Genomic DNA, 12,740 nt, shown 5'->3' with positions numbered 1-12,740 from the left:
GATGACCCTGCTGTTGGTCGCCGTTTTGCTCGCTGCCGTGGGTGGTGTCTTCGCCGCGGTCGATTCGGCCTTGAACACACTGTCACCGGCGCGGCTCGACGATATGGCGCGCAGTGATCGGCCGGGTGCGGTGCGGCTGGGCCGGATCGTGGACGACCGGCCCCGGTACGTCAACCTCATGGTGCTGTTGCGCATCCTGTGCGAGATCACCGCGACCGTTCTGCTGGCCGCCGCGCTGAGCAGTTTCATGGACAGCGGCTGGGCGCTGCTGGTGACCGCGGTGGTGATGGTGCTGGTCTCCTATGTGGTGATCGGGGTGGGCCCGCGCACCCTGGGACGGCAGCACGCGTACACGATCGCCCTCGCCGCGGGGCTGCCGCTGCAGTTCATCGGTGCCCTGCTGGGGCCGGTGAGCCGCCTGCTGATCCTGCTCGGTAACGCGATCACGCCGGGTAAGGGTTTCCGTAACGGCCCGTTCGCCTCGGAGATCGAACTGCGCGAAGTGGTCGATATGGCCAGGGAACGCGGTGTCGTCGCCGATGACGAGCGCCGGATGATCCAGTCGGTATTCGAACTGGGTGACACGGCGGCCCGTGCGGTGATGGTGCCGCGTACCGAGATGGTGTGGATCGAATCCGATAAATCCGTGGCGCAGGCCATGTCGCTGGCCGTGCGCAGCGGGCATTCCCGGATCCCGGTGATCGGGGAGAACGTCGACGATATCCTCGGCGTCGTCTACCTCAAGGATCTGGTGCCCTACGGCGATCGTGGACGCAGCGTCCGGGTGCGCGAGGTCATGCGCGACGCGGTGTTCATGCCCGATTCCAAACCGCTCGACGATCTGCTCGACGAGATGCAGCGGCGGCGCAACCATATGGCGCTGCTGGTGGACGAGTACGGCGGGATCGCCGGCCTGGTGACCATCGAGGATGTACTCGAGGAAATCGTCGGGGAGATCGCCGACGAATACGACACCGACGAGACGCCACCCATCGAGGAGATCGAACCCGGGCGGTACCGGGTGTCGGCGCGGTTGCCCATCGCCGATCTGGGGGAGCTGTACGGGTTGCCCATCGACGAAGAGGAAGTCGACACCGTCGGCGGGTTGCTCGCGCACGAGCTGGGCCGGGTGCCGCTTCCGGGTGCCGAGGTGGTCGCGCACGGTCTGGAGTTGCGCGGCGAGGGCGGAGCCGACGCGCGCGGGCGCGTACGGGTACACACCGTGGTGGTGAGCCGGGCGCCCGAGCAGAATACGGAAACCGACACGGGATCGGAGCGGGAACACCCGTCCACCCGGCACGACGAGGGAGCAGGCGATGAGTGAACTGGATGCCGAGGACAACAAGTTGCTGGTACTCGCCCGGGGCGCGCTCGGTCGTACGGGTGGGTCGGCGGGCGCGGCGATCCGCGATACCGACGGCCGCACCTACGCCGCCGGAGAGGTCGCGTTGCAGGCGCTGCGGCTGACCGCACTGCAGTCGGCCGTGGCGGCCGCGATCTCCAGTGGGGCGGAGGCTTTCGAGGCCGCGGTGGTGATCGGCGGGAAGTTCGCCGATGCCGGGGTGGCCGCGGTCCGCGAGGTGTCCGCGGGCGCGAAGATCATCTTCGCCGACGCGTCGGGCGCGGTGTTCGATATCGCCGAGGGTTACGAGGCCACCGATGCCTGACCCCGCCGAGGGTGAGTTCCGTTCCGGGTTCGTCTGTTTCGTCGGCCGGCCCAATACCGGGAAATCGACGCTGACCAATGCACTGGTCGGTGCGAAGATCGCGATCACCAGTTCGCGTCCGCAGACGACCCGGCACACCATCCGCGGCATTGTGCACCGCGAGCACACCCAGCTGATCCTGGTCGACACTCCCGGTCTGCACCGGCCCCGGACCCTGCTCGGTCAGCGGCTCAACGATCTGGTGCGCGATACGTATTCCGAGGTCGATGTGATCGCGCTGTGCATCCCGGCGGACGAGAAGATCGGTCCGGGCGATCGGTGGATCGTGCAGCAGGTGCGGCAGATGGCGCCGAAGACCACGCTGCTCGGGGTGGTCACCAAGATCGACAAGGTGAGCAAGGACCAGATCGCCCGCCAGCTGATGGCGGTTTCCGAATTGCTCGGCCCGGAGGCCGATGTGGTGCCGGTATCGGCCACCGCGGGGGAACAGGTCGATGTCCTGATCGATGTGATCGCTTCCCGGATGCCGCCGGGTCCGGCGTTCTATCCGGACGGTGAGCTCACCGACGAGCCCGAGGAAACCCTGATGGCCGAGCTCATCCGGGAGGCGGCGCTCGAGGGGGTGCGCGACGAACTCCCGCATTCGCTGGCGGTGGTGATCGAGGAAGTGCTGCCGCGCGAGGAGAACGAGGACCTGCTCGATGTGCACGCGCTGCTGTATGTGGAGCGGCCGAGTCAGAAGGCGATCATCATCGGCAAGGGGGGTGCCCGGCTGAAGGAGGTCGGCACCAATGCGCGCAAGCAGATCGAGCACATCCTGGGCAGCCGGATCTACCTGCATCTGCATGTGAAGGTCGCCAAGGACTGGCAGCGCGATCCCAAACAGCTCGGCAAACTGGGGTTCTGAGGGGGTCCGGCAGCACACGCCGGACACTGAAAGTTAGCTGAGGATTGGCTTCCTCCCGGTGGCGGAGGTTGGACCAGACCGATATGCTTCGGACCCGTACCCGAATCGGCCGGGGCGAAACCGGTTTTCGTCCGACGATTCGGTAACGGCACGATGCGGTGCCGGATGCGGGCTCGGGTTTGGGTCGGCAGGACCAAGCGCGAGCGGGGGTACCCGACCTATGTACGAATCAGTGCCGGTGGCCTCGGCCGGGGGAATGAGCCGGCGGCAGCTGCTGGCTCCGGTACTGGCTCTGGGGATCTCGGTCACGGTGGGGATCGGGCTGCTGGCCGCGGCCATTCTGTCGGTGTCTCCGGCGGACCGGATGATCACGGCCGTCTGGGTATCGATCGCCGTGGTGGCGGCCTGTACCGCGATCGCCACGGCCGTGTACTTCCGCGGGCTGGTCACCGCCGAGCAGCGCCGCGGTGCCGAACTGCTCGACCTGCTCGTCCGCGCCGAACAACGCGCCGCTGTCGCCGAACAGGCCGTGGCGGCGGAGAAAGAAGTCAGCGCGAGCAGTGAACGCCGCCGGTCGGCGGCCATCGCGGCATTGGCGAACGCGGCCGGCCGGATGCAGGCCATGACCACCAGCATGCTGGCGAATCTCCAGGAACTGGAGCACCGGTACGCCGATCAGGCGGTGCTCACCGATCTGCTGAAGATGGATCACGCCACCGCTCAGGCCGGGCGGCTCGCCGACAGTATCGCCATCCTCAGTGGTGCGCGTACCGGCCGCCGCTGGGCCAAACCCATTGTCATGGAACGTATCCTGCGTGCCGCGATCGGCCGGGTCGGCGGTTATCAGCGGGTGCGGCTGCGGGCGATCGTCGATATCGCCATCGCCGGACACGCCGCCGAAGGTGTTATCCACGCACTGTCGGAACTGGTCGACAACGCGTGCCGGTTCTCCCCGCCCACCACCGAAGTGCATATCTACGCGGCGGAGATCCCGGCCGGCCTGGTGGTGACCATCGAGGACAGCGGCCTGGTGATGAGCGAATCCTCGCTGCACCGCGCGCAGGTCACCGTCTCCGGTGCCGAGGGGGATGCCGCCGAGGGCCTCTCCTCGCTCAACGGCACCCGGTTCGGGCTCGCCGTCGTGGGGCGGCTCGCCCGCAAACACGGCCTCACCGTCAGCTATCGGCCGTCCGCCATCGGCGGGACCGCGGCGGTCGTGATGATCCCGCGGGAACTCACCGCGCGGATCGAACCACCGGCGACTCCGGCGCTGCCCACCGGGCGTTCGGCCGGTCAGGCGGGACTGCCGCCCGGCTCCGGTGATGCCCCCGATTCCGGTCCCTTCGCCGTGATATCCGAGACCGGAGCGCGGTTCCGCGCCGCCCCTGCCCCCACCTCCGCCGCCGCGGCCGATTCGGCCCGCTACGGCTCCGCGAATACCGCGCCGGACCGGCATATCTCGGGTCGGCACAGTGTCGCGCAGCCCGGCTCCGGTGAGTTCCCGATGGCGGCCGCCGGCGAAACCGACGCGACCACCACCACCGTGCTGCCCAAGCGGCGCCGGGGCAGCACCCTGGCCGCCGCACATCCCGAAGGTCTGCCCGACCCCGCGTCATTCGATGATGACGCCGCGCACGATTCGGCTGCGAAACACCGGACGTCGGCATCGTCACTGGGTGCGTTCCAGCGTGCGGTCACCGGCCGCGCCGGTGACGAGTCCCAGCCGTTCGGCGGACCGATCCACTCGCCTGGCAACGGTGCCGCGCGAGTATCCCGTCATTCCATGACAACCGACCGGGAGAACGATCGATGACGATGACATCGGACCCAGCGCAACTGGATTGGCTGTTGCAGCGGCTGCTCAGTGAGACCGCCGGCGCGCGGCACGCGGTACTGCTGGCCGCGGACGGTATCCAGATGTGCCATACCGCGGGACTGTCCATGGACCAGGCCGACCGGCTCGCCGCGATCGCCTCGGGTGTGCAGGCCCTGGCGGGTAGCGCCTCGGCGGAGTTCGGGAACGGCCGCGGCGGGGTCCGTCAGTCGATGACCGAGTTCTACGGGGGGATCCTGTTCATCGTCGGGGCCGGAGCGGGCGCCCAGATCGCGGTGCTGGCCGACGACGATGCCGACGCCGGACTGGTCGGCGCCCAGATGGCGGCGTTGATAGAGCAGGTCGGGGAGTATCTGTCCGCACCGCCGCGAGGGAGCCGAGCGAGGCTGTTGTGAACCGCCCCGGTCGCGACGACGAACCCGACCGTTTCTACACGCTCACCGGTGGTCGCGCCGCTCCCACCACCGAGGAGTTCGATCCGGTGACCCTGGTGGTCAGCGAATGCGCGCCGGCGCCGGCGATGCAGTACGAACACGCGGCGATCCTGTCCATGTGCCTGCAGCCGACCGCGGTGGTGGAGATCGCGGCCGAACTGCGGCTGCCGATCGGCATCGCGACGGTCCTGGTCGCGGATCTGTTGCACGCAGGCAAAGTCACCGTCCGCCATCCCGAACTCGATACGGGCCCTTACGGTGACACGTTCGATATCGACATGCTCGAGAAGGTGCTAGTTGGACTCCGTAGCCTATGACGACCGCCCCACGCGCGCCCGGGCGCCACTGAGCAGTTCGGTGCGGCACGCCCTGAAGATCGTCGTCGTCGGCGGCTTCGGGGTCGGGAAGACGACCATGGTCCGCGCGGTGAGCGAGATCCAGCCGCTGGACACCGAGGCGGTGATGACCAACGCCGGTGTCGGCGTGGACGATCTGTCCGGGGTGACCGGGAAGACGACCACCACCGTCGCCTTCGATTTCGGCCGGATCAGTCTCGGCGAGGAATACGTGCTGTACGTATTCGGCGCGCCCGGCCAGGAACGGTTCTGGTTCCTGTGGGACCGGTTGTTCACCGGGACACTGGGTGCGGTGGTGCTGGTCGATCCGCGCCGGATCAGCGATTCCTGGTACGCGATCGACCGGCTCGAGCATCAGGGCACGCCGTTCGTGGTGGCCTGTAATTCCTTCGAACCGATACCGCCCGCGTTGGACGAGGTCCGCGCTGCCCTCGACCTGGATCCGCATGTGCCGCTGTTCTCCTGCGACGCGCGGTCGCGGGCCTCGAGCAAACAGGTGCTGATCGGCCTGGTCGAACACCTCATCGAGCGGCAGGCGCCCCCGGCGGTGGCGGAGGTGCGGTCGTGACCCGTTCCGATTACACCACCGGAATCTCACCCGGTGGCTGCCCGGTCGCGCCGAATGGTGCGGTCACGTTGGACGGTCCCGGTTTCCACAGCGACCCCGCGCTGCTCTACACCCGTATGCGGGCCGAGTACGGACCCGTGGTCGCGGTGGAGCTCATCGGCGGGATCCCGGCGTGGCTGGTGATCGGTTACCGGGAACTGCACCAGGTCACCACGGATGGGCTGTTGTTCCCGCGGGATTCGAGCCTGTGGAATCAGTGGCCCGCGATCGCGCCGGACTGGCCGTTGCTGCCCATGGTCGGCAGACCGCAGCCGGGTATCTATTTCACCGCCGGTGCCGCGCACGCCCGGCATGTGAGTCTGGTCGAACCGGCGCTGGAATCGGTGGACCCGTTCGCGCTGCGCACCGCCTGCGAACAACTCGCCGACGGGCTCATCGACCGGTTCTGCGGGCGGGGCCGTGCCGATGTCGTCACCGAATTCGCCGAACTGCTCCCGGTGCTGACCCTGGCCTGGATCATGGGTGTCCCCGAAGCGGACGGGCCTTATCTCGCGCAGACCATGCAGACTCTCTGCGACGGTGGTCCGGAGGCCCCGGCCGCCTACCAGCGGTTCGCCGAATACATGCAGCAGTTGTTGCTGCAGAAGAAGGCCGCGCCGGGGCAGGATCTGGTGTCGCGGATGCTGGCGCATCCCGAACCGTTCGCCGACGAGGAATATGTGCTGAACATGCAGTCGGTGACCGCGGCGGGCCATCTGCCCACCGCCGACTGGATCGGTAATTCGATCCGGCTCATGCTCGTCGACGACCGGTTCGCCGCCGCGTTCGGCGCCGCCCGGCACAGTATCGGCCAGGCGATGACCGAGGTTCTGTGGGAGGACACGCCGACCCAGATCCTGGCCGGCCGCTGGGTTTCCCGCGATACCCGCCTCGGCGAGGCCCTGGTGCGGCGCGGGGATATGTTGCTGCTGGGGCTGGCCGCCGCCAATGCCGATCCGCATATCCGCCAGTATTCCGGCGACGGTGCCGAACCCGCCCATTCCGGCAATGCCGCCCATTTCGCCTTCGGGCACGGCGAATACCGCTGCCCCTATCCGGCCCAGCAGATCGCCGAGATCATCGCGCGGACCGGTATCGAGGTCCTGCTCGACCGGTTGCCCGATCTGGATCTCGCGGTCCCGGCCGAGTCCCTGGTGCGGCGGCCCTCCCCGTTCCTGCGCGGATTCACCTCGCTACCCGTCGATTTCACACCTGTTCCCGCCGTTGGAGGTGGCTCGTGAGCCAGCAATGCCCGCATACCGCGGCCCTGACCATCGACCCGATGGTCGCCGATCTCGCGGGGGAGACCCGGATCCTGTCCGAGGGCCCCGCGCTCACCAGGATCGAACTACTCGGCGCACCCGCCTGGACCGTCACCCGGCACAATCTGGCCCGGCAACTGCTCACCGACACCCGCCTGGTGAAGGATCACACGCAGTGGAATCTGTGGCAGTCCGGCGCGGTGACCCGGGACTGGCCGCTGATCGGCATGATCGACGCCGGGCGTTCCATGTTCACCGTGGACGGTGCCGAACACCGCCGGCTCCGGATCAAGACCACCCGCGCACTGGCTCCGCGCCGGCTCGGCGCGCTGCGCCCGAAGATCGAGCAGTTCACCGCCGAACTCCTCGACGATCTCGCCGCGGCGGGCGCGGGGGACGAGGTGGTGGACCTCAAGCAGGTTTTCGCCTACCCGCTGCCGATGCGGGTGGTCAGCGAACTGATGGGGGTTCCGCGCGCGGATCACACGATGCTGCTGGAGTCGTACAAGGCGTTCTTCTCCCTGTTGACCCCGCACGACGAACGGATGCGGGTCTTCGCCGAACTCGACGACTACTACACCGGTCTGATCAAGGAGAAGACCGCGCATCCGGCCGATGATCTGACCTCCGATTTCATCCACGATGTCGCGGCGGGGGAGACCCCGCTGTCCGCGGACGAGGTCCACGGCAATCTGAAGGCTCTGGTGGCCGCCGGCCACGAGACCACCGTCAGCCTGATCATCACCACCGTGCGCGCTCTGCTCGCCCATCCGGAGCAGTTGGCGGCCGTCCGGTCCGGTGAGCGTACCTGGGAAGAGGCGATCGAGGAGACGCTGCGCTGGGACGGCCCGGTCATCCATCTGCTGATGCGGTTCGCCACCGAAGCCATCACGATCGACGATTTCACCATCGAGAAGGGCGACGGCGTCGTCATGTCCTACCGCGCGATCGGCCGCGACCGGAACCTGCACGGCACGGATGCCGATACCTACGACATCACCCGCCCCACCGCCAACCGCAATATCTCCTTCGGGTTCGGCCCGCATATCTGCCCGGGTGCCGCCCTGGCCCGGCTCGAGGCCGCGATCGCGCTACCGGCGCTGTTCGACCGGTTCCCGAACCTGCAGTGCGCCATGCCGCTGAGCGAGATCGGTAACCTGCCGGTCCTCACTCAGAACGACCCCGCGGCCTTCCCGATCCGGCTCGGTGATCGGCCGTAGTCCGCATACCGGCACAGGCGACGGTGACGGCTGTGCGGTCGTGGGGTACGCGGCTGCCTTCATACGATCGCGAACGCCGCGGCGTCCGGCGAGAGTGCGACATCGGCGGGAATGCGGCCGGTTCTCAGCACTTCCGCGAATCGGGCCATCGCCCCGTCGACTGCGTTGCGGTGAATATTGCCCGCATCCTCGATCGCTGCCCGTAGCCGATCGACATCGACGCTCTTCAAGGCATCGAAAACTTCCTTTTCCAGTTTGTCGCCACGCTGTTCGGCGACAAACGGGGAGTCGATCTCGACCCGGAGGTGGTCCGGGTGGGCCAGCGGGAACGATCTGCCGTGGTCGATCGCGACGAGGTCGCGGTGGTCCCCGCGCTCGACGGTGCGGAAGTTCGCGGCGCTGCGGTCCAAGGTGCCGATGATGTAGTCGAGGACGGCGACCTGCTGCCGTTGTACCAGGGGATAGTCCGTGAGAGCGCGGGCCGGTCCGGATTCGACGAATTGCTGGATCATGCCGGGACCTCGGGTCCGGCCGTCGTCCCCGGTGAACCCGTCGGTTCGAGCGGTCGGCGGAACGCGGCCGAAGCCGAGGATCTCGTCGATGCGATACGCGGCGATTTCTCGGCCGGTGAGTGCGCCCGGCGACATTATGAAGGGCAGGATGACGTTGTGCTGTTCGTTCAGCTCCCCGTCAACGGGTTTGTAGATATTCATTTCGCCGTCACCGGAACGCACTTTGTGCACCGCCGCCGAACTGTTCGCGACGATATCTCGTGAATCGCCGGTGAATTCGACTTCGGTGGTCATCCGGCGGGCCGCCATCGCTGTTTCGGTACTGCTGGGCCGGTAGCCCGATTCCGGTGCCGATGCGGCCCGCTGGGCCTGCGCGGTGCCGACGGAGTCGCCGATATCGTCCTCGCCACGGTGTGATGCCTCGGATATCTGCCCGCTACCGTCCTCCGCGGTGCCACCCGCTCGGCGGTAGGCACCGGCTATCGAACGGCTGCCCTGGTCGAGGGTTTCGCTCAGGGTTTCGGCGGCTTCACGCATAACGGGGCGTAACGGGTCCTTCACCGGCCGGTCCCGAGATCCGAGGTCGGTGGCCCGGACTGCCGTATCACCAGTCCATCGGGTGCCGGTCGCGGACTCCGGTGCGCGAAGCGGCGGCTGGAATCCGACATTGTGCGGATCGTGCGCGCGTCTCGAGTCCCGGCGCCCGTTCCGCTGCGGTCCGGCAGAGGGTATCGCGAGACATCTCGGTTGCGTGGGGCCGGGCGAACGACGGGTACTCGGCCGTAGCGGATGAATCGGCGAGAACGAGATCACAGGTACGGGTGACAATCGGTGCCGGATCCATCGCTCTCATCCTCTGTCTCGCCGCCCGTGCGCTCCGCGGGCCGGCCCGCGTGCGAGCCTCACCGCAATCTATCCGTTCGGGCCGGGTGCGGCTGCTGGTGGTATCGAGGCTGTGCCGCGATGCGGTGCGATACCCGGTGGAGAAGGGCGCCGGCCGACTCGGGCCGGTCGCCGGGCGTGGCGTGATCCGATACATGCAAGACTGGTCGCGTGCGTTTGTATCGTGACCATGCCGTCGTGCTGCGCCAGCACAAGCTGGGCGAAGCCGACCGTATCGTCACGCTCCTCACCCGGCAGTACGGTCTCGTGCGCGCCGTGGCCAAAGGAGTGCGCCGTACCAAATCGAAGTTCGGGGCGCGGCTGGAACCGTTCGCCTATATCGATGTGCAGCTCCATCCCGGGCGCAGCCTCGATATCGTCACCCAGGTCCACACCGTCGAGGCGAACGCGTCCGCCATCATCGCCGACTACGGCCGCTACACCACCGCCTGCGCCGTACTGGAGACCGCCGAACGCCTGGCCGGCGAGGAACGCGCTCCCGTGCCCCGCCTGCACACCCTCACCGCGGGCGCCCTGCGCGCGATCGCCGAGGGGCAGCGGCCGCCCGAACTCGTCCTCGACGCCTTCCTGTTACGTGCCATGGACTACGCCGGCTGGGCCCCCGCCGTCGACGAATGCGCCCGCTGTGCCACTCCCGGCCCGCACCGGGCCTTCCATGTGGGCGCCGGCGGTGCGGTCTGCGTCCATTGCCGCCCGCCCGGCGCCGTCACCCCCGCTCCCGCGGTCTTCGATCAGCTGCTGGCCCTGCGTCACGGTCGCTGGGACCGGGTCGAGACGATCCCGGAATCGGCCCGGCGGCAGGCCGGCGGCCTGATCGCGGCCCATCTGCAATGGCATCTGGAGCACAAACTCCGCACCTTGCCGCTGGTGGAACGCGGTAGCCGGACGCCCCGTACCGAAACATCGGCGGGTATCGACGCGGAGCTGCGCGAGGTGGATCGGGTGGCCGGCGCGGCGGGGTCCGGGTAGTCGTGCGACCGCGCGGCCGGGCACGCGCCGCGGGCGGGAGTCCGGGCGCCGAACGGCGGGACTCGGGCCCGCGGCCCCCGTGCACTGTCGGCACAGCTAGTCTTTTCACGTGATCCTGCGTCGTGACTCCGCCGGTTCGGACGCGCCCGCGTCCGACGGTGTACGAACTGTCCGCCCGCCGGCACCGCATCCTTCCGGGGCCCGTCCGCCGGAGATTCCGCCGGAGCTCGTTCCCCGGCATGTGGCGCTGGTGATGGACGGTAACGGCCGGTGGGCGCAGGAGCGGGGATTGCCGCGGACCGCGGGGCACGAGCGTGGTGAGGCCGTGCTCATGGATACCGTCGAGGGCTGTATCGAGATCGGTGTGAAGTGGTTGTCGGCGTACGCGTTCTCCACCGAGAACTGGCGGCGCAGTCCCGACGAGGTGCGGTTTCTCATGGGCTTCAACCGGGATGTGATCCGGCGCCGCCGCGACGAGATGCACGAGATGGGCGTGCGGGTGCGCTGGGCGGGGCGGCGACCGCGACTGTGGCGCAGCGTGATCCGTGAGCTGGAGACCGCGCAGGAACTCACCAGGGACAACAGCGTGATGACGTTGACCATGTGCGTCAACTACGGCGGGCGCGCCGAAATCGCCGATGCGGCAAGGGAGATCGCGCGCCGGGTGGCGGCAGGGGAGATCGATCCGGAGAAGGTCGGTGAGGATACGATCGCGCGCTTCCTCGACGAGCCGGATATGCCGGATGTGGATCTGTTCCTGCGGCCCTCGGGGGAGTTCCGCAGCTCGAATTTCCTGATCTGGCAATCGGCGTACGCGGAGTTCGTCTACCAGGCGACTCTGTTCCCGGATTTCGACCGGCGCAATCTGTGGGAAGCCTGTCTCGAGTACGCGCGGCGGGATCGCCGGTTCGGGGGTGCCAAATGAGCGGCGAGGCCGAATCGGGTGCGCTGGCACCGGATCTGGAGTTGCAGGCCCGGGCCGGGGCGGGGCTGGGGCTCTACGATATCGACGTCCGGGTCGACAACGACGGTTCGCTGCGTTTCGATTTCCAGGGTGCGTTGTGCTCGCTGAGTGCGTTCACGCTGACGCCGGGTCTGGATGTGCTGTCGCTGACCTGCGTACTGGCCTGGGACCGTCCGCTCAAACCGCAGCTGCACAAGCGGGTGGCCGAACGTAACGCCTCGCTGCAGTTCGGTTCTATCGCGGTGATCTCGCACGGCAAGCTCGCCGATGTGATCCTGCGATACACCTTCCCGGCGGCCGGGCTGGACGATCCGGCGCTGACGACGATGCTGCTGCTGGTGCTCGGCGGCGCCGGTGAGTCCCGGAAGGGTTTGCTGCCCTGATCCGGTCAGCCCGGATCCGCGGGGCCGGGCTGCTCCCGAGACGCGGAGTGCCCGAAGGGGAAGAGTGTTTCCACGCCGCGCAGATACTGGTCGCGGACCAGGTCGCCCAGGAGCAGGTGCTGGAGGACGAATCCGGGGAGCAGTCCGAACAGTGCGGCGGCGACAGCGTCCAGGTCGGCATCGGGCGGTAGCCATCCGACGGTGCGCATCCGTTCGGCGTAGTCGCGCCACATCTCACGGATACCCGCCATCGTCTTGCGTACTGGTTCCGCGGCCTCCTCGTCGATGAGGGCCAGTGACCAGGCCTGGGGTGCGAGACGTATCCGGCCCTCGGGGCCGCTCTGGGCGCTGATCCAGTCCGTCATCCGTCCGACCAGTTCGGCGGGGGTGGGGAGCGGGTCGCTGCGGATGGCGGCGGTCATCTGGGTACGGATATCCCCGGCGGCCGTCGAGGCCAGCGCGATGACGATCTCGTCCTTGCTCTTGAAATAGCGGTAGACCGCGCCCGCGGACAGACCCGATTCGGTGAATACGTCCTGCATGGAAGTCTGGTGGAAGCCTTTGCGGACGAAGCAGATCCGCGCGGCGTCCAGGATCTGCTGCCGACGGCGTTCCAGGTGTTCGTCACTGACTCGGGGCATGGCTCCAAACTAAAACGAATGTTCGTTCTTGACAAGCCGCGGCGGCCGGTGCGACGGTGAGAACCATCAAAAAGAACGAGC

Annotated in this window: 14 protein-coding genes; 12 read left to right on the top strand and 2 right to left on the bottom strand. The window is 68.0% G+C overall.

Annotated elements, in window-relative coordinates; all coding sequences use genetic code 11:
* Position 1: 1 nt before the first annotated feature.
* The 9 genes from ACWEWT_RS31970 to ACWEWT_RS31930 all read left to right on the top strand — a co-directional run bounded on the left by ACWEWT_RS31970 (position 2) and on the right by ACWEWT_RS31930 (position 8,287).
* Positions 2-1,324 carry a hemolysin family protein gene (locus ACWEWT_RS31970; RefSeq protein WP_452564589.1) on the top strand — a complete coding sequence of 441 codons (1,323 nt, stop codon included), beginning with the start codon at positions 2-4 and terminating at the stop codon, positions 1,322-1,324.
* On the top strand, positions 1,317-1,667 hold the full coding sequence (locus tag ACWEWT_RS31965; protein ID WP_452564570.1) for a cytidine deaminase: 351 nt from the start codon (positions 1,317-1,319) through the stop codon (positions 1,665-1,667). Before ACWEWT_RS31970 ends, ACWEWT_RS31965 begins: the two co-directional genes overlap by 8 nt.
* Positions 1,660-2,574: a GTPase Era gene (gene era, locus ACWEWT_RS31960; protein ID WP_452564569.1), complete on the top strand. Its 915-nt coding sequence runs from the start codon at positions 1,660-1,662 to the stop codon at positions 2,572-2,574. The genes ACWEWT_RS31965 and era overlap by 8 nt, the downstream gene beginning before the upstream one ends.
* A gap of 220 nt (positions 2,575-2,794) precedes the next feature.
* Positions 2,795-4,387 (top strand): sensor histidine kinase, encoded by a 1,593-nt coding sequence (locus tag ACWEWT_RS31955; RefSeq protein ID WP_452564568.1) that lies wholly within the window; start codon positions 2,795-2,797, stop codon positions 4,385-4,387.
* 2 nt (positions 4,388-4,389) lie between these two features.
* Positions 4,390-4,803 (top strand): roadblock/LC7 domain-containing protein, encoded by a 414-nt coding sequence (locus ACWEWT_RS31950; protein ID WP_030523153.1) that lies wholly within the window; start codon positions 4,390-4,392, stop codon positions 4,801-4,803.
* Positions 4,800-5,159: a DUF742 domain-containing protein gene (locus ACWEWT_RS31945; RefSeq protein WP_452564567.1), complete on the top strand. Its 360-nt coding sequence runs from the start codon at positions 4,800-4,802 to the stop codon at positions 5,157-5,159. The genes ACWEWT_RS31950 and ACWEWT_RS31945 overlap by 4 nt, the downstream gene beginning before the upstream one ends.
* Entirely contained in the window at positions 5,140-5,766 is a 627-nt protein-coding gene (locus ACWEWT_RS31940) for a GTP-binding protein (RefSeq protein ID WP_452564566.1), read from the top strand. The genes ACWEWT_RS31945 and ACWEWT_RS31940 overlap by 20 nt, the downstream gene beginning before the upstream one ends.
* Positions 5,763-7,046 (top strand): cytochrome P450, encoded by a 1,284-nt coding sequence (locus ACWEWT_RS31935; protein WP_452564565.1) that lies wholly within the window; start codon positions 5,763-5,765, stop codon positions 7,044-7,046. The genes ACWEWT_RS31940 and ACWEWT_RS31935 overlap by 4 nt, the downstream gene beginning before the upstream one ends.
* Entirely contained in the window at positions 7,043-8,287 is a 1,245-nt protein-coding gene (locus ACWEWT_RS31930; RefSeq protein ID WP_452564564.1) for a cytochrome P450 family protein, read from the top strand. The genes ACWEWT_RS31935 and ACWEWT_RS31930 overlap by 4 nt, the downstream gene beginning before the upstream one ends.
* 59 nt (positions 8,288-8,346) lie before the next feature.
* On the opposite strand, the gene ACWEWT_RS31925 is transcribed toward ACWEWT_RS31930, so the two are convergent.
* Positions 8,347-9,360, bottom strand: a complete 1,014-nt coding sequence (locus tag ACWEWT_RS31925) for a hypothetical protein (protein WP_452564563.1) — start codon at positions 9,358-9,360, stop codon at positions 8,347-8,349.
* 492 nt (positions 9,361-9,852) lie between these two features.
* Between ACWEWT_RS31925 and recO the strand changes: the two genes are divergently transcribed.
* The 3 genes from recO to ACWEWT_RS31910 all read left to right on the top strand — a co-directional run bounded on the left by recO (position 9,853) and on the right by ACWEWT_RS31910 (position 12,018).
* Positions 9,853-10,671 (top strand): DNA repair protein RecO, encoded by an 819-nt coding sequence (recO, locus tag ACWEWT_RS31920; RefSeq protein ID WP_452564562.1) that lies wholly within the window; start codon positions 9,853-9,855, stop codon positions 10,669-10,671.
* A 109-nt stretch (positions 10,672-10,780) separates the two neighbouring features.
* Entirely contained in the window at positions 10,781-11,596 is an 816-nt protein-coding gene (locus tag ACWEWT_RS31915) for an isoprenyl transferase (protein WP_452564561.1), read from the top strand.
* Complete coding sequence (locus ACWEWT_RS31910) at positions 11,593-12,018, top strand: hypothetical protein (protein ID WP_452564560.1); 426 nt, start codon at positions 11,593-11,595, stop codon at positions 12,016-12,018. The genes ACWEWT_RS31915 and ACWEWT_RS31910 overlap by 4 nt, the downstream gene beginning before the upstream one ends.
* Positions 12,019-12,023: 5 nt before the next feature.
* Here ACWEWT_RS31910 and ACWEWT_RS31905 read toward each other — a convergent pair whose 3' ends face one another.
* Positions 12,024-12,659 carry a TetR/AcrR family transcriptional regulator gene (locus ACWEWT_RS31905; RefSeq protein ID WP_452564559.1) on the bottom strand — a complete coding sequence of 212 codons (636 nt, stop codon included), beginning with the start codon at positions 12,657-12,659 and terminating at the stop codon, positions 12,024-12,026.
* Positions 12,660-12,740: the final 81 nt, after the last annotated feature.

The sequence above is a fragment of the Nocardia sp. NPDC003963 genome (assembly GCF_053605105.1).
Note: the sequence above shows the minus strand (reverse complement) of the source record. Positions and strands in the feature narration are given on the sequence as shown.